This window comes from Pseudomonas sp. S150 (assembly GCF_004526365.1).
Lineage (GTDB): Bacteria > Pseudomonadota > Gammaproteobacteria > Pseudomonadales > Pseudomonadaceae > Aquipseudomonas > Aquipseudomonas putida_A.
Genome location: NZ_CP038207.1, coordinates 3,624,556 through 3,644,624, shown reverse-complemented (window position 1 = coordinate 3,644,624; position 20,069 = coordinate 3,624,556). Strand labels below are relative to the sequence as shown.

Here is a 20,069-nt window from a genome sequence, read left to right as displayed (position 1 = left end):
AACAAACAAAACGACTATTTGAGTTTAGTTATCAAATAGACTTTTCCGCTAATACCTGCGCTTCTCTCGCAAATTTTTCACATGTTCTTCACTGCCCCGCCACGACTCTGAACGTAGTGTTCAGCAGCCATTCAAGCAGATCCCCGTAAAGTAACTAATCTCCTGGAGCTTACGTTGCACTTTGCGTGTTGACTGAATGGAACTCGGGAATGACAAGGGGCAACGTTGTGGTTGAATTAGTACAAGTACAATCAGCGTCCAAGCGATGGGACCTGTCTCGTCCGCGCACCTGGGCAATCATTGCCGTCGGTTTGCTGCTGATCGCACTGATTTGCGGCTTCGTCTGGATGCAACGTTCGCCCGCCAACCTGCGCTATGCGAGTGCGTCGGCTACCCAGGAATGGGTGAAGGCCTGGCAGGCCGGTGAGGTCGTCGCACTGGTGCGACATACCGAACGTTGCGACCGCTCGACCAATCCCTGTCTGGGGCCGGCAGACGGTATCACCCAGGCTGGCAGCATTGCTGCAGCCGACGTCGGCCGTGGCTTTACGCAACTGGGTCTGGAAAAGACCCAGTTCTTCAGCAGCCCGTTGACGCGCACCATGCAGACTGCGCATTACATGCTTGGCCACGATGCCGTGGCGGCGGAATGGCTGGAAACCTGTGGCCCGACGATGCGCAATGAATTGGTGGCGCACAAGACCCCGGGACAGAACATGATTCTGGTAACCCACAGCGGCTGCATCGCCGATTTTGAACGGCAGACCGGTTACCCGCGCGCGGTCGCCGCCGAATATGGCAGCACTGTTTTGGCCCGGATAGATGCGCAAGGAAAACTTGATGTAATCGGCATCATGAATCCCGAAGGCTGGCAACGATTGGCCAAGTAATCATCAAACTTAGTCGAGAACAAACGGCCCGGCCAATGCTCTGGCACAGGGTATTGGCGTGTATGAAATTTGTAATAAGAAATGTTTTTCAGACTGAAAAAACTGGAAATATTTAATTTTAAAGCTTGTCTTCCCGAGGAGAACTTAAAGCTGGAAGCAGACCCGTTCTCTGAATGCAGGACACGCCCCTCGGCCATGCTCGCCTCTGCATTCATTCAACCCAGTGCCGCGCCTGCTACGGAAATCGCCGGGCCGTCACTGAAACGCACACTTTGTACTGCACCAAGGTCCAGTCATGACGTCTGAGAACAAACCGCTGCACCATGCAGCGCTGAATTTGCCGCGCCTCCACCAGAGCTCCCTGATCGAACGCTTTGCGATACCCGGTCTGGTGCTGGCATTCGTGGTGTTTTACCTGCTGCCGCTGATGACTCACGGTCTGTGGATTCCCGATGAAACCCGTTATGGGCAGATCAGCCAGGAAATGCTGCAGAGCGGCAACTGGGTGGCGCCGCACTTCATGGGCATTCGCTACTTCGAAAAACCGATTGCCGGCTACTGGATGATCGCCATCGGCCAGGCGATTTTCGGTGAAAACCTGTTCGGCGTACGCATCGCCTCGGCACTCAGCTCCGGGATTAGTGTGTGGCTGGCCTACCTGTTGGCCCGGCGCCTGTGGAACAACCCGCGAATCAGCGCCGCGTGCGCTCTCCTTTATATGAGCTTCGGCCTGATCGCAGGACAAGCCGGCTATGCCAACCTCGATCCGCAGTTCACCTTGTGGGTCAACCTGAGTCTGGTGGCGATCTGGTTTGCCATCGACAGCAACGCCCCGCGCGCGCGTCTGGGCGGCTGGGCTTTGTTGGGATTTGCCTGCGGCATGGGCCTGATGACCAAAGGTTTCCTCGCCCTGATGCTGCCGGTGCTGATCGCCCTGCCCTACATGATCTGGCAACGGCGCTTCGGTGAACTGGTGCGTTATGGACTGGTTGCCGTGGCGGTGGCCGCGCTGGTCAGCGTGCCATGGGCACTGGCCGTGCATGCGCGTGAACCGGATTTCTGGCGGTTCTTCTTCTGGCACGAACACATCCGCCGCTTCGCCGCCGGTGAAGACGCACAGCACGCACGACCATGGTGGTTCTACCTGCCGCTGCTGTTTGCGTCCACCTTGCCGTGGGCACTGCTGTTGCCTTCGACGCTGCTGCGTACCTGGCGCGAAAAGCGTGATCCGAAAATCGCCTTCCTCGCCTTGTGGTTCCTGCTGCCGCTGGCTTTTTTCAGCGCGAGCAGCGGCAAACTGCCGACTTACATCATGCCGTGCCTGCTGCCATTGGCTCTGTTGATGGGCTACACCGTGATGAACTGGATAGCTGACCAGAACGGCCGCGTCTTACGCATCAACGGTGTGGTCAACGTAGTGCTGGCCATCGCCGCACTGATCGCGCTGATTTATCTGCAAGCGACCCGTGAAATTTACGAACACACCGAAATGTTCAGCCTGTCGCTGGGCTATATCGTGCTGCTCGGCTGGCTGATTGCCGGATCGCTGCAAGCCTTGCGCCCTCTGGCGCTGTGGGCGATGCCGGCGTTGGGCATCGGCCTGCTCGTCGCATTGCTGCCAGCGGCGATGCCGGCGACCATCGTCAACAGCAAGATGCCGGATCAGTTCATTGCCGAACATCAGCAGGAACTGAGCGAAACCAGCTCGTTGCTGAGTAACGACCTTGGCGCTGCGTCGGCACTGTCCTGGCGCTTGCGTCGTCCGCAAGTCGACCTGTTCAACACCGTTGGCGAGCTCAAATACGGCCTCGATGACCCGGCCATGGCGTCACGCAAGGTCAGCCTCGACGGCGTAGGCGAATGGATGACCGAAGCGCGCAAAAAAGGCTCGGTGGGCGTGGTGATGCGCGTCAACAGCACCTCTGACGAGCAACAACTGGAGCTGTTGCCGATAGACGGCAAGCACTACCGCCGTGGCCAGATCGAAATCCTCATCTTCAGCCAGAGCCAGCCATGACCCAGACCAGGACTGAACGGAGGCAATTGCTGCTTCTGCTGGCGGCGACTGCCCTGCTGTTATTGCTCGGCCTGGGCAGTCGCGAGCTGTGGGGGCCGGAAACCCGCTGGGCCAACATCGCCTTGCAGATGCTGCAAAGCGGCGATTATTTCGACCCCTATCTCAAGGGCAGTCCTTATTACGACAAACCGCTGCTGTCGTACTGGCTGATCACCGCCACCTCGTGGTTCACCGGCGGACTGGGGCATTGGTCGTTGCGCCTGTCATCGGTGATTTCCGCGTGGTTCAGCGTGTGGCTGGTGTATCTGCTCGGCGAGCAACTGTTCCGCAAAGGCACCGGGCTGATCGCCGGCTGGATGCTGGCGACCACCTTCTATTTCGTGTTCTGGGCGCGAGTCGCCACCGCCGACATTCTCACCGTCTGCGGCGTGCTGGCGGCCGTCTGGTGGTACTGGCGCGGCCCGGATGACACCCGCTTCTGGCGCTATGTGGTGTTTTTCGGCTTGCTGTCGCTGACCTCGCTGTTCAAAGGCCTGATCGGTTTCATCCTGCCGGGGCTGGTGCTGCTGCCACACCTGCTCAGCGAACACCGCTGGAAACGTCATCTGAACCTGCGACTGTTCAGCGCGATATTGATCGCCGGGGCGTTTTACATGGCGCCGTTCCTGTTGTCTCACCTCTACGGTGCGCCCAACTACGAACAAAGCGGCCTCGGTCTGGTGCTGCGTGAAAACGTCGTGCGGTTTTTCCAGCCGTTCGATCAGTTCGGGCCGATTTACACCTACTTGATCTACCTGCCGGTTTACACCCTGCCCTGGGCACCGTGCTGGTTGATCGCCTTGTGGGTGGCCGCGCGCAACTGGAAGCACATCGAACCGGATACCCGCTGGCTGATTCAAGGGCTCGCGTTGCTGATGCTGTTCTTCACCGCCAGTGGCAGTCGCCGCAGCTATTACGTGTTGCCGCTGGTGCCCTTCGCGCAATTGCTGGGTGCCTGGTGGGTGACCCGGCGCATGGCCGCCCGCAAAAGCGAAGGCCGTGGGCTGAAGATCGGCTTCGCTGTCACTACTATACTGCTCGCTGCGGTACTGGGTGTGCTTTACCCATGGACCAACAGCGGCGGCGGTGTCATCCGCTTCGGCGAGCAGGTTCGCGAACAGGCCAGTCAGCAGGCACCGTTGAATCAATGGCGCATGGTCATGATCGAGGTCGACAACAAAGTACCGATGTACCTGCAAACCGGTGGTGCACCGTTCTACTACGTGCCGGAAACGATCGAGGACTTCCCGCACAATGGCGACACCGCGACGCTGATCGCCTGGCTGGAAAGGACCAGCGGGGAACATTGGGATCCGCAACGCACGATCTTCGTCGCGCAATATCGTTCCGGTGACGCCGTGCCACTGGATGCGCTGAAGGCTGATCATCAGGTCATCACCACCACCCCGACCCGTGGCGAACAGGTATTCCACGGGCGTGCAGACCAGAGCGTGGCTTACATTCCCCACTCCTGAGCAATGACGTTAAGACAAAAGGAGAGAGTCGCGGTAAATTTGAATGGCAATGACAAGTATTAACGGCTTCTTTGACGTTTTTTTCTCATTTGCCACCCTACATTGCCGCGACTCGACACTTGCAAATCGTTCGCATTGTTTCCTGCGAGGGTTTGCTCATAACGTCTGAAAACAGGAGCTGCCCGAATGAATCCACGCTTTCCATCCTTCTTCAAGCGCGCATTGCTGGCCACTGCGTTGCTCGGCACCGGGCAGGCTTTTGCCGCCGATTCGGTGGGTCTGGTGGTCTACAACGCGCAGCATGAAACGTTGACCAAGGCCTGGGTGGCCGGCTTCACCGAGGAAACCGGCATTCCGGTGACCATTCGCAACGGCGATGACACCGAGATGGGCAACCAGCTCGTGCAGGAAGGCGCCGCCTCGCCGGCAGACGTATTCCTCACCGAAAACTCGCCGGCGATGGTGCTGGTGGACAACGCCAAACTGTTCGCCCCTCTGGCGCCCGCTACCCTTGAGCAAGTCGATTCCGCCTACCGTCCGGCCCACGGCAATTGGGTCGGCATCGCCGCCCGTTCCACCGTGTTCGTCTACAACCCAAGCAAACTGACTGAAAAAGACCTGCCCAAATCCCTGCTCGACCTCGCCACCCCGGCCTGGAAAGGCCGTTGGGCCGCCTCCCCGGCTGGCGCGGACTTCCAGGCGATCGTCGCCGCTGTCCTGCAACAGAAAGGTGAAGCTGCCACGCTGGAATGGCTCAAGGGCATGAAGACCAACGCCACGATCTATCGCGGCAACAGTGCGGTGCTCAAAGCGGTGAACGCCGGGCAGATCGACAGCGGCGTGATCTATCACTATTACAGCTTCGTTGATCAGTCCAAGACCGGCGAAAACAGCAAAAACACCAAGCTGTACTACTTCAAACATCAGGATCCGGGCGCGTTCGTCAGCACCTCCGGCGCTGGCGTGCTGGCCTCGAGCAAGCATCAGGATGAAGCGCAGAAGTTCGTCAAATACATCACCAGCAAGGAAGGTCAGGAAGTTCTCGAAACCGGCACCTCCTTCGAATACGCCGTGGGTAAAGACGCGCCGTCCAATCCGAAGCTCACTCCGCTGAAAACCCTCGACGCGCCGAAAGTCGATGCGTCGACCCTCGACAGCAAAAAAGCCGTCGAGCTGATGACCCAGGCCGGATTGCTCTAAGTGATGCCCGAAACCTTGCCTGCACCGGCCGTTGCGACGGCCGCCGCCAGCCTCCTTCATACGCCCCGCGCGCTGGGCGGGCGTGGCAGCTCGTGGGTGGTGAGCTCGGCGGTGCTGGTGTCATTGCTGTCACTGCTGCCGATTGCGTTCGTGATCGGCGTGTCGTGGTACACCGGTTGGGCAACCATCGAAGCCCTGATCTTTCGCCCGCGGGTCGGCGAATTGCTGATCAACACCGTGCTGCTGGTGCTGATCACCCTGCCGCTGTGCATCCTGCTCGGAACCACCCTGGCCTGGCTGACCGAACGCAGCAATCTGCCCGGCCGACGCTTGTGGTCAGTGCTGGCGGTGGCTCCGCTGGCCGTGCCGGCGTTCGTCCACAGTTATGCGTGGGTCAGCCTGATTCCGTCGATCCACGGTCTGCCGGCCGGTGTGCTGGTGTCGGTGATCGCCTATTTCCCGTTTCTGTATTTGCCGATTGCCGCGACCTTGCGCCGTCTCGATCCGGCGATTGAAGACGTCGCGCAATCCTTGGGACTCAAGCCGTGGGCGGTGTTCTTTCGGGTGGTGTTGCCGCAATTGCGCTTGGCAATCTGCGGTGGCGCGTTGTTGGTCGGTCTGCATTTGCTGGCCGAGTACGGCTTGTACGCGATGATCCGTTTCGACACCTTCACCACGGCGATCTTCGATCAGTTCAAATCGACGTTTAACGGCCCGGCGGCCAACATGCTCGCTGGCGTTCTGGCGCTGTGCTGTCTGGCGATGCTCACCGCCGAATCTGCCGCCCGTGGCAACGCCCGCTATGCGCGAGTCGGTTCCGGCAGCGCCCGGGATCAGCGCAGCGTGCAACTGGGCCGAGGCGTGACAACCCTGGCTTTATTGCTGCAAACCTTGACCTGCCTGCTGGCACTCGGTGTGCCGTTGCTCACGCTGGGCCGCTGGCTGCTGGCCGGTGGCGTGCAGGTCTGGGAAGGTGACGAGTTGCTGCCGGCGCTGCTGCAGACCTTGTCTTACGGAGTGGCCGGCGCATTGCTGACCAGTGTCGCGGCGATTCCCATCGCGTGGCTGTCGATCCGCTCGCCGGGCAAACTGCAGCGCTTGCTGGAAGGCTGCAACTACATCACCAGCTCCCTGCCCGGCATTGTCGTCGCGCTGGCGTTGGTCACTGTGACCATTCATTTCGCCCGGCCGATCTACCAGACCACCATCACGGTGCTCTTGGCTTACCTGCTGATGTTCTTGCCGCGAGCACTGGTCAGCCTGCGCGCCGGTTTCGCACAGGCCCCGGTCGAGCTGGAAAACATCGCGCAAAGCCTTGGCCGCTCGCCGATACGCGCATTGTGGCTGATCACCGTACGCCTGGCAGCTCCCGGCGCGGCGGCAGGTGCGGCACTGGTGTTCCTGGCAATCACCAATGAACTGACCGCAACCCTGCTGCTCGCGCCCAACGGCACGCGCACCCTCGCCACCGGATTCTGGGCGATGACCAGCGAAATCGATTACGCCGCCGCCGCGCCCTACGCGTTCTTGATGATCCTGCTTTCACTGCCGCTGACGGCCATTCTCTATCACCAATCCAGGCGTACCGCTGGCCGATGAACGCTCTCGAACTGCTCAACCTCAGTAAAACCTTCGGCGCGCAGAAGGCGCTCGACGACGTCAGCCTCAACGTGCCGACCGGCAGCCGCACGGTGATCGTCGGCCCCTCCGGTTCCGGCAAGACCACGCTGTTGCGGATGATCGCCGGCTTCGAGTTTCCCGACAGCGGCAGCCTCACCCTCAACGGCCAGACGCTGGTCGACCGCAGCCACGCAGTGCCGGCCTATCAACGGCAGATCGGCTACGTCCCGCAGGACGGCGCGTTGTTCCCGCACATGACGGTGGCGGCGAACATCGGTTTCGGCCTGGCCCTGACCGGTGCGGCCCGCACCCAGCGTATCCTTGAGTTAATGGACAGCGTCGCCCTCGACGCCAACATGGCCAACCGTTGGCCCCACGAATTGTCCGGTGGCCAGCAACAGCGGGTCTCGCTGGCCCGCGCTCTGGCGCAGCAACCACGGCTGATGCTGCTCGATGAGCCGTTCTCCGCCCTCGACACCGGTTTGCGCAGTGCCATGCGCAAAATGGTCGCGCGCCTGCTCGAAGACGCCGGCGTCACCACCATTCTGGTGACTCACGATCAGAGCGAAGCGTTGTCGTTTGCCGATCAATTGGCGGTGATGCGCAGCGGCCGGCTGGTGCAGTCCGGGCATCCGATGGATCTCTACCGCTATCCGCAGGATGAACAGACCGCGCACTTTCTCGGCGAAGCGGTGGTCCTGCCCGCGCGAATCGAGGCGGGTTGGGCGCATTGCGATCTGGGTCAGGTGGCGGTGAACAGCAACGGCTTCAGCGGCGCCGCGCAGATCATGCTGCGCCCCGAGCAATTGCAGATCGCCGAAGGGGCGTCTGACAGTCAAGGCTGCCATGCGCTGGTCACCGACCGTGACTTTGCCGGCAACACCTGCACCCTGACCGTTGAACTGAGCTCATCCGCGACTCAGGATCCGCCCCGTTCGATTCTGGTGCGCAGCTCCGGCATGCACGCGCCGCCCGCCGGCAGCGCGGTGCAGCTGTCGGTACTCGGTGCGGCGCATGTGTTTGGCCTGAGCTGATCAGAGATCGAAGCGATCCACCGCCCGCCGCCGCTCGTTGTCATCGCGCACATCGTAGTTGGCGGTGGTCTGGATGTTGCTGTGATGCGCCAGTTTCTGCGCGATCGACAGGTCGTGCTCCTCGATCACCCGAGTGATGAACGAGCGACGGAAATCGTGGGGCATGATCTTCACCCCGACCTGCGTGCCGCGCTGGCGGGCGATGTAGTAGATCGCATGCTTGGTGATCCGCTCGCGGGTGATGTGGCTGCCACGGCGAATACGGTTGAACAGGAAGGCATCGTCGCTCTCGCCTTCCTTGAGTTGTGAACGGCGCAGTTCGAGCCACGCGTCGAGCTTGCTGAACGCCCATGCCGGAGCATATTTGATCAACTGCTTGTTGCCCTTGGCGGTGACGCACAGGCTGCGCTCGCTGAAGTCGACCTGATTCAGGTCCAGATCCACCGATTCCGACTTGCGCATACCGGTACCGTACAGCAGCGCGATGATTGCTGCATCACGCAAGCCCTGCGGGCGTGGGTCGGCGGCGCAGACTTCCATCAATTCGTGAATCAGCGTGCGCTTGAGATTGCGCCCCTGAGACAGCCGCGTGCCGGCAATGCCCTTGACCGAGCGCATCTTCAACAGATGTTCCTGGCTGATCAGACTCATGCGCCAGGCCTCATTCATCACCCCGCGCACCGCATTCACATACAACGAAGAAGTGTTCGGTGCGTAGTTGTCTGCGCGTAATGCAGCGACCAGCGCTACAACATCTTCCGGTTGCAAGGCATGCCAGGGAATCTCTTCGACATTCATGTCTTCAAAGCCCAGGCGATCGGCCGCATCTTGCAGCACATAGCGCATGGTCAGTTGGCTGGAGGGCGCCAAACGCGCGAGGTACAGGCTCATCGGGTTGGTTTTTGGAGCGTCGGGGGTTGCAGCAACTAAATCAATCAAACGTTAAACCTTGAGTAAAAAACGTACAGCACTACAACAACTAACAAATGCAATGTACTTGAAGTAAAGAAGGTACTTGAGCGGCACTGTCCGAGAAAAAACTGCGATGGACGGCAGAAGCCTGAACAGCGGCTGTATAAGTGACAGATAAACGATTCGCCAACCGGTTTTTCATGTTCCTTTCACAAAAACCGGCATAACCTTAATTCCCATAGGTTCGGTAGTGGCTATGCCCCAACCTGCCGGGCAAATCGTGAAAAGTCAATCAATCCCCGACGTCATGCTTTTTTTGCCAAGTTATTGATGCAGGAGCGCTTTTCTGTGTCTACGCTGTGGTTGGATCCAACAGTTACGTGAGTCCATCCTTTTATTTTTTGCAATGAGGTGCCCATGAGTCAGGCGTTTCTCCCCTTCTCCCGCCCAAGTATTGGCGATGAGGAAATTGCCGCTGTCGAGCAGGTGTTGCGCTCGGGCTGGATCACCACGGGACCGAAAAACCAGGCACTCGAAGAGCAGTTTGCGCAGTACGTGGGTTGCAAGCACGCGGTGGCCTTGTCTTCGGCCACCGGCGGCATGCACATCACGCTGCTGGCCCTGGGCATCGGCCCGGGCGACGAAGTCATCACCCCGTCGCAGACCTGGGTCTCGACCGCCAACATGATCTCCCTGCTGGGCGCCAAACCGGTGTTTGTCGATGTCGACCGCGACACGCTGATGACCGACGCTGCGCGCATCGAAGCGGCCATCACCCCGCGAACCAAGGCAATCATTCCAGTGCACTACGCCGGTGCTGCATTCGATCTCGATCCGCTGTATGCCCTGGCCGACAAGCACGGCATCCCGGTCATCGAAGACGCCGCCCACGCGGCCGGCACCCGCTACAAGGGGCGCCACGTCGGTTCGCAAGGCACGGCGATCTTCTCGTTCCATGCGATCAAGAACATGACCTGTGCCGAAGGCGCGATGTTCGTCACCGACGACGAAGCGCTCGCCAGCCGCGTGCGCATGCTCAAATTCCACGGCCTGGGCGTTGACGCCTATGACCGTCTGACCGGTGGCCGCAAGCCGCAGGCGCAAGTGATGGAACCGGGCTTCAAGTACAACCTGGCCGACATCAACGCCGCGATTGCCCTGGTGCAGCTGCAACGTCTGGACGAAATCAACGCCCGGCGCACCGAACTGGCCACCAGCTACCTGCAAAAATTCGAAGGCCTGCCGGTGCAACCGCTGGCCCTGCCCGCCTATGCCCAGCAACACGCCTGGCACCTGTTCATCCTGCGCATCGACAGCGAGCGTTGCGGCATGGATCGCGAAGCCTTCATGAAGGCGTTGCAGGATCAGGGCATCGGCACCGGTATCCATTTCATCGCCACCCACCTGCACACCTGGTATCGCCAGCGTGACCCCGACCTGTACCTGCCCAACACCGAATGGAACTCGGCGCGGCTGTGCTCGATTCCGCTGTTCCCCGACATGACCGGTCAAGACCTTGACCGGGTGGTCGGTGCCATCGCACACATCATGGAAAAACGCCTGTGAAACCTTATCCAATCCGTAGCGTGTCGATCGTCATCCCGGTCTACAACGAACAGGAAAGCCTGCCCGAGCTGCTGCGTCGTACCGAGGCGGCCTGCCGCCAACTGAATCACGATTTCGAAATCGTGCTGGTCGACGACGGCAGCCGCGACGAATCGGCGAACATGCTCGAAGAAGCCGCCGGGCGTGAAAACAGCCCGTTCGTGGCGGTCATTCTCAACCGCAACTATGGTCAGCACGCCGCGATCATGGCCGGTTTCGAACAGTGCAAGGGCGACGTGGTGATCACCCTCGACGCCGACCTGCAGAACCCGCCGGAAGAAATCCCCCGGCTGGTGGCCGAGGCCGAAAAAGGTTACGACGTGGTCGGCACCGTGCGCGGCAATCGTCAGGACTCGGCGCTGCGCCGTTATCCTTCGAAGCTGATCAACCTCGCCGTGCAGCGCTCCACCGGCGTCGCCATGAGCGACTACGGCTGCATGCTGCGTGCCTACCGCCGCACCATCATCGACGCGATGCTCGCCTGCCGCGAACGCAGTACGTTCATCCCGATCCTGGCCAACAGCTTCGCCCGTCATACCACCGAAATCGTCGTGGCCCACGCCGAGCGTGAACACGGCGACTCGAAATACAGCCCGATGCGCCTGATCAACCTGATGTTCGATCTGGTCACCTGCATGACCACCACCCCGCTGCGTCTGTTGAGCATCGTCGGCTTCGCCATGGCCGGATTGGGCGTGCTGTTCGCGATTGCGTTGATTGTCTTGCGTCTGGCCTTCGGTGCCGGTTGGGCCGGTGACGGTACCTTCGTGCTGTTCGCCGTACTGTTCGTGTTCACCGGTGGTCAGTTCATCGGCATGGGGCTGCTGGGTGAATACCTCGGCCGCATGTACAGCGATGTGCGCGCCCGTCCACGTTTCTTCATCGAAAAGGTGTTGCGCAGCCAGCCGGCCGATCCGGCCCCTGCCGTCACCGTTGATGGTCTTTCTTCTACCGCTACTTCTTCCACTTCCGATCAGGTTCTCTCATGAGTGCAAAAACTGTTGTCTTCGCCTACCACGATATTGGCTGCGCCGGCATTGAAGCCCTGCTCAACAGCGGCTTTGACATTGCAGCAGTGTTCACTCACGCCGATGATCCGAAAGAAAACGCGTTCTATGCGTCGGTTGCCCAGCTGTGCGCCAACAAAGGCATCCCGGTCCACGCCCCGGAAGACGCCAACCACCCACTGTGGATCGAGCGCATCGCCAAGCTGGACCCGGAGTACATTTTCTCCTTCTACTACCGCAACCTGCTGAGCGAACCACTGCTGGCCCTGGCCAAAAAAGGCGCGTTCAACCTGCACGGTTCGCTGCTGCCACGCTATCGCGGCCGCGCTCCGGCGAACTGGGTGCTGGTCAACGGCGAAACCGAAACCGGCGTTACCCTGCACCGCATGGTCAAGCGCGCTGATGCCGGCGCCATCGTTGCCCAGCAGCGCGTTGCCATCGAGCGCAGTGATACCGGCCTGACCCTGCACGCCAAACTGCGCACCGCCGCCAGCGACCTGCTGCGCGACACCCTGCCGAACATGCTGCAAGGCAAGATCACTGAAACTCCGCAAGACGAATCGAAAGCCACCGTGTTCGGTCGTCGCACGCCGGCGGACGGCAAACTGGTCTGGGCCAAACCGGCAGAAGAACTGTTCAACCTGGTGCGCGCCGTCACCCGTCCTTACCCGGGCGCGTTCTGCGCCGTGGGCGAACACAAACTGATCGTCTGGAGCGCTGAAGTCGTCAAGGGCAACGAAGGTCAGGCGCCAGGCCGCGTGATCAGCGTCGATCCGCTGCGCATTGCCTGCGGTCAGGACTCGCTGGTGATCAACGCCGGTCAGCGCAACGACAACGGCCTGTACCTCAGCGGCCCGCAACTGGCCAACGAACTGGGTCTGGTCGATGGCTCGCTGCTGCGCGGTGCCGAATCCGGTCGTGCGCCACGTCGTACTCGCGTACTGATCCTGGGCGTCAACGGTTTCATCGGTAACCACCTGTCCGAGCGCCTGCTGCGTGACGACCGCTACGAAGTCTACGGTCTGGACATCGGCTCCGACGCCATCGAGCGTCTGCGCAGCCACCCGAACTTCCACTTCGTCGAAGGCGACATCAGCATTCACTCCGAGTGGATCGAGTACCACATCAAGAAGTGCGACGTGGTCCTGCCGCTGGTGGCCATCGCCACCCCGATCGAATACACCCGCAACCCACTGCGCGTATTCGAGCTGGACTTCGAAGAAAACCTGAAACTGGTTCGCTACTGCGTCAAGTACAACAAGCGCGTGATTTTCCCGTCGACTTCGGAAGTCTATGGCATGTGCCAGGACAAGAACTTCGACGAAGACAGCTCGAACCTGATCGTCGGTCCGATCAACAAGCAGCGCTGGATCTACTCGGTCTCCAAACAACTGCTGGACCGCGTGATCTGGGCTTACGGCGCCAAGGGCCTGAACTTCACCCTGTTCCGTCCGTTCAACTGGATGGGCCCACGTCTGGACCGTCTGGATTCGGCGCGTATCGGCAGCTCCCGCGCCATCACCCAGTTGATCCTCAACCTGGTGGAAGGTACGCCGATCCGTCTGTTCGACGGTGGCGAGCAGAAGCGTTGCTTCACTGACATCGCTGACGGCGTTGAAGCCCTGGCGCGGATCATCGACAACGACAACGATGTCTGCAACGGCCAGATCATCAACATCGGCAACCCGGACAACGAAGCCAGCATCCGTCAGTTGGGCGAAGAGCTGCTGCGTCAGTTCGAAGCGCACCCGCTGCGTCACAACTTCCCTCCGTTCGCCGGTTTCCGCGACGTGGAAAGCAAGGCGTTCTACGGTGCCGGTTACCAGGACGTGGAACACCGCAAGCCAAGCATCGCCAACGCCAAGCGCCTGCTGAACTGGGAGCCGACCGTGGAAATGCGCGAGACCATCGGCAACACCCTGGACTTCTTCCTGCGTGAAGCCATGCTCGAAATCGCGGACAAGAAGTAATGCAGGCAGGTCTTCGTATCGATGTCGACACCTACCGTGGCACCCGTGAAGGTGTGCCGCGGTTGCTGGAGATGCTCGACGAGGCGCAGGTCAAGGCAACGTTTTTCTTCAGTGTCGGCCCGGACAACATGGGTCGGCATCTGTGGCGCCTGATCCGCCCGCAGTTCCTCTGGAAAATGCTGCGCTCCAACGCTGCCGGCCTCTACGGCTGGGACATTTTGCTGGCCGGCACTGCCTGGCCCGGCAAACCGATTGGCCGTGATCTCGGGCACCTGATGCGTCAGGCCCGGGACGCCGGTCACGAAGTCGGCCTGCACGCCTGGGATCACCATGGCTGGCAGGCCAACGCCGGGCGCTGGAGCGACGCGCAACTGATCGAACAGATTCGGCGCGGCGTCGACACCTTGAGCGACATCCTCGGCGAAAAGATCCAGTGTTCGGCCGCTGCCGGTTGGCGTGCGGACGAGCGCGTGATCGAGGCCAAGCAGACCTTCGGCTTTCGCTATAACAGCGATTGCCGCGGGCAGAGCCTGTTCCGTCCGCTGCTGGCGGACGGTTCGCTGGGCACTCCGCAGATTCCGGTGGACCTGCCGACCTTCGACGAAGTCGTCGGCCCGCACGTGGCGGCGAAGGACTTCAACGCCTTCATCCTCGACCGGTTCCAGGCGCAAGCACTCAACGTCTACACCATTCATGCCGAAGTAGAAGGGATTCTGATGGCTCAGGACTTTCGTCAATTGCTGGCCGATGCACGCCAGCGCAATATTGACTTCAAACCCTTGGGCGACTTGTTGCCCGAGTTTTTCAACACCCTGCCCGTGGGCCGCGTGCAACGCGGTGTGCTCGAAGGCCGTGAAGGCTGGCTGGGAGTGCAAGGCGCATGACCAGACGCTGGGCACTGCCGCTGTTGGTCGGCCTTTGTCTGCTGGCCTATCTGTTGCCGTTGAGCACCCATGGCCTGTGGATCCCCGACGAAACCCGCTACGCACAGATCAGCCAGGACATGCTGCTCAGTGGCAACTGGGTGTCGCCGCATTTCATGGGGCTGCGGTATTTCGAGAAACCGATTGCCGGCTACTGGATGATCGCCATCGGCCAGGAATTGTTCGGACAGAACCTGTTCGGCGTGCGCTTCGCCTCGGCACTCAGCACGGCGTTGAGTGTGCTGCTGGCCTACCTGGTCGCGCGCAGGTTATGGAACGATCCGCGCAAGAGCTTCGTCTGCGCCCTGCTCTACATGAGCTTTACAGTCGTCGCCGGTCAGGCCGGGTACGCCAACCTCGATCCGCAATTCACCTTCTGGGTCAACCTGAGCCTGGTGGCGCTGTGGTTTGCGCTTGACAGCAAAAGCACCGGGCACCGTCTGGGCGCCTGGGCGCTGCTGGGGCTGGCCTGCGGCATGGGTTTCATGACCAAGGGCTTTCTCGCCTGGTTGCTGCCGGTACTGATCGCGTTGCCGTGGATGCTCTGGCAGAAACGCTGGCGTGAACTACTGGTGTTCGGTCCGGTGGCGATTGCCATCGCGATCATCGTCAGCTTGCCGTGGGCACTGGCGGTGCACGCGCAGGAGCCGGATTACTGGCGGTTTTTCTTCTGGCACGAACACATTCGCCGCTTTGCCGGTGACGATGCGCAGCACGATGCACCGTGGTGGTTTTACCTGCCGCTGCTGGTGGCGTTCAGCCTGCCGTGGGTTGGCCTGTTGCCGACCGCGTTCAAGCAAGCCTGGCAAACCCGGGCCCAGCCGAACATGGTCTTTCTGTTGTTGTGGTTGTGGCTGCCGCTGGGCTTTTTCAGCCTGAGCAACGGCAAGCTGCCGACCTACATTCTGCCGTGCCTGTTGCCATTGGCACTGCTGCTGGGTAATGCGCTGGCTGATCGCCTGCGTCTGGAACAAGGTCGGGCACTGGGGATCAACGGTCTGCTGAACCTGCTGCTGGGTGTGGTCACGCTGATCGCACTGGTTTACCTGCAACTGAACAAACCGGTGTACGACCACGAACTGCACAGCCTGGTGCTGGTGTTCATCGCCCTGATCGGCTGGATCATCGCCAACCTGGCGCAAGCGTTCCTGCCGTTGCAGTGCTGGGCGGCACCGGCGCTGGGCAGTCTGTTACTGGCCGGGATCCTGCCGGCGGCGTTGCCCAAGTCGGTGGTGGCCAACAAGACCCCGGATCAGTTCGTCCGTCATCACGTCACTGAACTGTCCGGCGCTACGCATCTGCTGAGCAACGATCTGGGCGCGGCGGCGGCACTGGCCTGGCGCATGAAACAACCGGAGGTCGCGCTGTACAACACGGTCGGCGAACTCAAGTACGGTCTTTCCTACCCGGAAGGCGCCGAGCGCCGACTCACCAAGGACAACGTTCAACAATGGGTACGTGAAGCGCGCCGCAGCGGATCGGTCGGTGTGCTGATGCGCGTCAAGGGCCAGGACGAGCTCGAAGAGCTGGACTTGCTGCCCAAGGACGGTACCCGTTACGAATCGGGCAATCTGGTGATCATGGTGCTGCCCAAGGATCCGTCATGAGCTGGTTGCTGTTACTGACGGCGTGTCTGCTGACGTGCCTGGGGCAAGTCGCGCAGAAATTCGCCGTGGAGAGCTGGCGCGGCGTTGATTCGTCCTGGGTCGACAAACTGCGTTCGCCATGGTTGTGGCTGGCGCTGGTTTCTCTCGGCAGCGGGCTGCTGGTGTGGCTGCTGGTGTTGCAACGTCTTGAAGTGGGCATCGCTTACCCGATGCTCAGCCTCAACTTCGTGCTGATCACCCTGATCGCCCGCTTCGTCTTTCGCGAGCCCATCGACCGTCAGCATTGGCTGGGCGTGGCGCTGGTGATCGGCGGCGTGGTTTTGCTGGGGCAACAGTCATGAACCAGGCTCGAGGAATCGGTTTTGCTCTGGGCAGCGTAATGCTGGTCAGTGGCGCTCAACTGGGCATGCGCTGGAGCATGACGCGCCTGCCGCAACCGGAACAATGGCTGACGGCGCTGAGCGCCGGCAGTGTCGATCTGTCGGCACTGGCGGTGGTGCTGGTGGCAATTTTCGCCTACGCCCTGTCGATGCTCTGCTGGCTCGCGGCATTGCGCGATCTGCCGCTGGGCCGGGCTTATTCACTATTGAGCATCAGCTACGCGCTGGTGTACCTGCTGGCGGCCAGTCTGCCGCTGTTCAACGAATCGTTCAGTTTCACTAAATCGCTGGGCGTGGCACTGGTCATGCTCGGGGTCATCACTATTAACACTCGTCCGTCTCGTGCGCCCGAATTCAGGAGTGCTCCATGAAAATCACAGTATTTGGTAGCGGTTATGTCGGCCTGGTGCAGGCCGCCGTGTTGGCCGAAGTCGGTCACGACGTCGTGTGCATGGACATCGATCAGAAGAAAGTCGAACTGCTGCGCCAGGGTCACGTCAGTATCTTTGAACCGGGCCTGTCGAGCCTGGTACGCGAAGGCCTGGACTCCAGCCGCCTGCATTTCACGTCCGATGAAAAGCTCGCCGTACAACACGGTCGCGTCGCATTCATCGCCGTCGGTACGCCGTCCAGCGAAGACGGCTCGGCCGATCTGAAATACGTGCTGTCGGTAGGTGATGCCGTGGCTCGCCACCGTGAGCAGCCGCTGATCCTGGTGGAGAAATCCACCGTACCGGTCGGCACCGGCGACACCCTGCGTGCGCACATTCAGGCCGCGCTGGACAAGGCCGGTCGTGAGCTGCAGTTCGATATCGTCTCCAACCCGGAATTCCTCAAGGAGGGTTCGGCGGTGTCCGACTGCCGTCGTCCGGACCGCATCGTCATCGGCTGCGAAGGTGACGAAGTGCGCGATGTGATGCGCGACCTGTACTCGCCGTTCAACCGCAACCATGACCGCATCATGTTCATGGACCTGCGCAGCGCCGAGCTGACCAAATACGCCGCCAACTGCATGCTGGCGACCAAGATCAGCTTCATCAACCAGATCGCTGAACTAGCCGAACACCTGGGCGCCGACATCGAGTCGGTGCGTCAGGGCATCGGTGCCGACACGCGCATCGGTTACCACTTCATCTACCCAGGCTGCGGTTACGGCGGTTCGTGCTTCCCGAAAGACATGCGCGCGCTGATCCACAGTGCCGAACAGGCGCATTGCTCCAGCGACCTGCTGCAAGCGGTCGAAGCGATCAACGAGCGGCAGAAGCACAAGCTGTTCGACCGCATCAATGCGTTCTACAAAGGTGATCTGCGCGGCAAGACCTTCGCCCTGTGGGGCCTGGCGTTCAAGCCAAACACCGACGACATGCGCGACGCGCCGAGCCGTGTACTGCTCGATTCGTTGTTCGCTGCTGGCGCCAGCGTTCGCGCGTTCGACCCGGAAGCGATGCAGGAAACCCAGCATCTGTATCCGAACGAAGAAAAACTGATGCTGATGGGCACTCCGGAATCGGTGCTGGCGGGTTCCGATGCGCTGATCATCTGCACCGAATGGCAGCAGTTCAAGGCGCCGGACTTCGACCTGATCGAGCAACGCCTGAAAGCCCCGGTGATCTTCGACGGCCGCAACCTGTACGACGCCGAGCGTCTGGCACGCAACGGCTTCAAGTACTTCCCGATCGGCCGTGGCGATTCGCGCAAACTGCCGATCCCGCTGCAACAGTGGCCTAACAAAGCGGACGTCGCTTGATCACGTTGTCGCCTGTCATCCGCCGGCAGTCCCTGGTCGCAGGGCTGCTGGCATTGCTGTTGTTTATCGCCGGGGTTTACGGACAGGCTCCCATTGGCTTCGATTCACGGTTCGTACTGTTTGCCCAGGAAATGTTGCGACACGGGCCAACGGTATTCCCGACCACTTACGGTCAACCTTACGCCGACTATTCAGCGCTCTCGACGCTGTTCATCTGGTTGTTGTCGTTGCCCTTCGGCGCGATCAACACCCTGACGGCATGGCTGCCGAGCGCCATTGCCGGCGGCGTGATCGTGACGTTGATGTATCGGTTGCTGGCGGTGCATTCGCAACGCTGGGCCCTGATCAGCATCGCGCTGTTGATGCTCACCAGTACCTTCGTCACCGAAGTGCGCGCGGTGTCGCAAGACCTGATGCTCGCCGCCGTGGCGCTGTCGGTGTTTTACCTGGGCTACGCACACGACCACTTCGGCTCGCGCCGGCGCTGGCCGCTGATCTTTGTCCTGCTGTTGCTGGGCTTCGGGATTCGCGGGCCTATCGGCCTGGTGGTACCGACCGGCATGCTCTGCAGTTACTACCTGCTCAACCGTGAGTGGAAACGCCTCTTCGTGTTCGGCGTGATCGCTTCTGTGTTACTCGCAGCGTGTGTCAGCCTGCTGTTGTGGCTGGCGAAACTCAGCGGTGGCGAAGCCTTCCTGCAGGACGTGATCCGCATGCAGTTCATGGGGCGCATGGACGGCAGTGAGGGCGTCAGTGGTTCGCTGTATTACTTCACCAGCTCCATCGGCAACTACGCACTGGCGTATCCGCTGGCGATCCTGGCGTTGGCCGCGACCTGGCTGAGCAAACCGCATCAGCGCGGCCCGGCGTTGCGTCTGGTGCAATATTGCGCGGCTGCCGGGCTGATCGTCATGGTCGGTCTGTCGATTCCACAGGCGAAGAAGGCGCGTTACCTGCTGCCGATGTTGCCGATGGCGGCGATCATCGCGGCGTACCCGTTTCAGGTGCTGCACGGACGAGTGTTCCGCGTATTGCGTGGGGTAATTCAAGGCATTTGGCTGGTGACACCGGGGCTGTTGATGGTGGCCCTGCTGGTTGCCAAGCGCCGTTTTCCCGAGCAGCTGGACGGCATCACCCTGGTGCTGGTCGTGCTCGGCGTTCTGCAATTGCTCGCGTTGTCGCGCCTGATGGTCCCGCGCTGGCGGGCCGAAGTGTTGGCGCTGTGCTCGGTATTGGCGTTGTGGACGGTGTATGCCGCGGTGTTCGAACCGGTAGAGCGACGTCTGTACGACACGCAGGCCTTCAGTCGTGCTGCCTTCGCGCAGGTGCAGCAGAACCCGGCCCCGCTGGTGCTGCACGGCATGGGCAAAGACGCCAAGGCGATCAAGTTCATGGTCAACGTCGAGCAGGATCTGCAACCGCAGTTCACCGAAACAGTCCAGCAACTCGAAGCCCTCAAAGCCCCGGCCTGGCTGATGATGGACAGCAAGGACCTGCAATCGCTGCAAGGCACCTCGCTGGCCAGCCTGCAACCGGTGCTGACGGGGCGTTTCGACAAGAACGATTACGTGCTGTTGTATCTGAAGCCCTTGTAGGAACTGATTGAGGCTGCGATCTTTTGCGCTTTCAGGAAAAAGATCGCA

16 protein-coding genes are annotated in these 20,069 nt (G+C 60.8%); 15 read left to right on the top strand and 1 reads right to left on the bottom strand.

What is annotated here, in order from left to right:
• Window positions 1–209 precede the first annotated feature (209 nt).
• The 6 genes from E3Z29_RS16695 to E3Z29_RS16670 all read left to right on the top strand — a co-directional run bounded on the left by E3Z29_RS16695 (window position 210) and on the right by E3Z29_RS16670 (window position 8,275).
• The gene (locus E3Z29_RS16695; RefSeq protein WP_134786358.1) at window positions 210–890 is read left to right on the top strand and encodes a histidine phosphatase family protein; all 681 of its coding nucleotides are present in this window, start codon (window positions 210–212) and stop codon (window positions 888–890) included.
• A gap of 295 nt (window positions 891–1,185) precedes the next feature.
• Window positions 1,186–2,907: a lipid IV(A) 4-amino-4-deoxy-L-arabinosyltransferase gene (gene arnT, locus E3Z29_RS16690; protein WP_134786357.1), complete on the top strand. Its 1,722-nt coding sequence runs from the start codon at window positions 1,186–1,188 to the stop codon at window positions 2,905–2,907.
• Window positions 2,904–4,421: a glycosyltransferase family 39 protein gene (locus E3Z29_RS16685; protein WP_134786356.1), complete on the top strand. Its 1,518-nt coding sequence runs from the start codon at window positions 2,904–2,906 to the stop codon at window positions 4,419–4,421. Before arnT (E3Z29_RS16690) ends, E3Z29_RS16685 begins: the two co-directional genes overlap by 4 nt.
• Before the next feature lie 186 nt (window positions 4,422–4,607).
• Window positions 4,608–5,621, top strand: a complete 1,014-nt coding sequence (locus E3Z29_RS16680) for an iron ABC transporter substrate-binding protein (RefSeq protein ID WP_134786355.1) — start codon at window positions 4,608–4,610, stop codon at window positions 5,619–5,621.
• Between the two features lie 3 nt (window positions 5,622–5,624).
• Window positions 5,625–7,220, top strand: coding sequence for an iron ABC transporter permease (locus E3Z29_RS16675; protein ID WP_134786354.1), 1,596 nt, complete (start codon window positions 5,625–5,627; stop codon window positions 7,218–7,220).
• Complete coding sequence (locus E3Z29_RS16670; RefSeq protein WP_134786353.1) at window positions 7,217–8,275, top strand: ABC transporter ATP-binding protein; 1,059 nt, start codon at window positions 7,217–7,219, stop codon at window positions 8,273–8,275. The genes E3Z29_RS16675 and E3Z29_RS16670 overlap by 4 nt, the downstream gene beginning before the upstream one ends.
• On the opposite strand, the gene xerC is transcribed toward E3Z29_RS16670, so the two are convergent.
• On the bottom strand, window positions 8,276–9,166 hold the full coding sequence (gene xerC / locus E3Z29_RS16665; RefSeq protein WP_027611947.1) for a tyrosine recombinase XerC: 891 nt from the start codon (window positions 9,164–9,166) through the stop codon (window positions 8,276–8,278). It lies immediately after the preceding gene.
• A 438-nt stretch (window positions 9,167–9,604) separates the two neighbouring features.
• Between xerC and arnB the strand changes: the two genes are divergently transcribed.
• Genes arnB through E3Z29_RS16620 form a run of 9 tightly spaced genes read left to right on the top strand, consistent with a single transcriptional unit; the run spans window position 9,605 to window position 20,021 of the window.
• Window positions 9,605–10,753 carry a UDP-4-amino-4-deoxy-L-arabinose aminotransferase gene (gene arnB, locus E3Z29_RS16660; RefSeq protein WP_027611948.1) on the top strand — a complete coding sequence of 383 codons (1,149 nt, stop codon included), beginning with the start codon at window positions 9,605–9,607 and terminating at the stop codon, window positions 10,751–10,753.
• Window positions 10,750–11,781, top strand: coding sequence for an undecaprenyl-phosphate 4-deoxy-4-formamido-L-arabinose transferase (gene arnC, locus E3Z29_RS16655; protein ID WP_134786352.1), 1,032 nt, complete (start codon window positions 10,750–10,752; stop codon window positions 11,779–11,781). Before arnB ends, arnC begins: the two co-directional genes overlap by 4 nt.
• Window positions 11,778–13,769, top strand: coding sequence for a bifunctional UDP-4-amino-4-deoxy-L-arabinose formyltransferase/UDP-glucuronic acid oxidase ArnA (arnA, locus tag E3Z29_RS16650; protein WP_003224731.1), 1,992 nt, complete (start codon window positions 11,778–11,780; stop codon window positions 13,767–13,769). The genes arnC and arnA overlap by 4 nt, the downstream gene beginning before the upstream one ends.
• Window positions 13,769–14,653, top strand: a complete 885-nt coding sequence (arnD, locus tag E3Z29_RS16645) for a 4-deoxy-4-formamido-L-arabinose-phosphoundecaprenol deformylase (protein ID WP_098963996.1) — start codon at window positions 13,769–13,771, stop codon at window positions 14,651–14,653. Before arnA ends, arnD begins: the two co-directional genes overlap by 1 nt.
• Window positions 14,650–16,299: a lipid IV(A) 4-amino-4-deoxy-L-arabinosyltransferase gene (gene arnT, locus E3Z29_RS16640; RefSeq protein WP_134786351.1), complete on the top strand. Its 1,650-nt coding sequence runs from the start codon at window positions 14,650–14,652 to the stop codon at window positions 16,297–16,299. Before arnD ends, arnT (E3Z29_RS16640) begins: the two co-directional genes overlap by 4 nt.
• Window positions 16,296–16,640 (top strand): 4-amino-4-deoxy-L-arabinose-phosphoundecaprenol flippase subunit ArnE, encoded by a 345-nt coding sequence (arnE, locus tag E3Z29_RS16635; protein WP_134786350.1) that lies wholly within the window; start codon window positions 16,296–16,298, stop codon window positions 16,638–16,640. Before arnT (E3Z29_RS16640) ends, arnE begins: the two co-directional genes overlap by 4 nt.
• Complete coding sequence (arnF, locus tag E3Z29_RS16630; protein WP_134786349.1) at window positions 16,637–17,050, top strand: 4-amino-4-deoxy-L-arabinose-phosphoundecaprenol flippase subunit ArnF; 414 nt, start codon at window positions 16,637–16,639, stop codon at window positions 17,048–17,050. Before arnE ends, arnF begins: the two co-directional genes overlap by 4 nt.
• On the top strand, window positions 17,047–18,426 hold the full coding sequence (locus tag E3Z29_RS16625) for a UDP-glucose/GDP-mannose dehydrogenase family protein (protein ID WP_134786348.1): 1,380 nt from the start codon (window positions 17,047–17,049) through the stop codon (window positions 18,424–18,426). Before arnF ends, E3Z29_RS16625 begins: the two co-directional genes overlap by 4 nt.
• Window positions 18,423–20,021, top strand: a complete 1,599-nt coding sequence (locus E3Z29_RS16620) for a glycosyltransferase family 39 protein (RefSeq protein ID WP_134786347.1) — start codon at window positions 18,423–18,425, stop codon at window positions 20,019–20,021. The genes E3Z29_RS16625 and E3Z29_RS16620 overlap by 4 nt, the downstream gene beginning before the upstream one ends.
• Window positions 20,022–20,069: the final 48 nt, after the last annotated feature.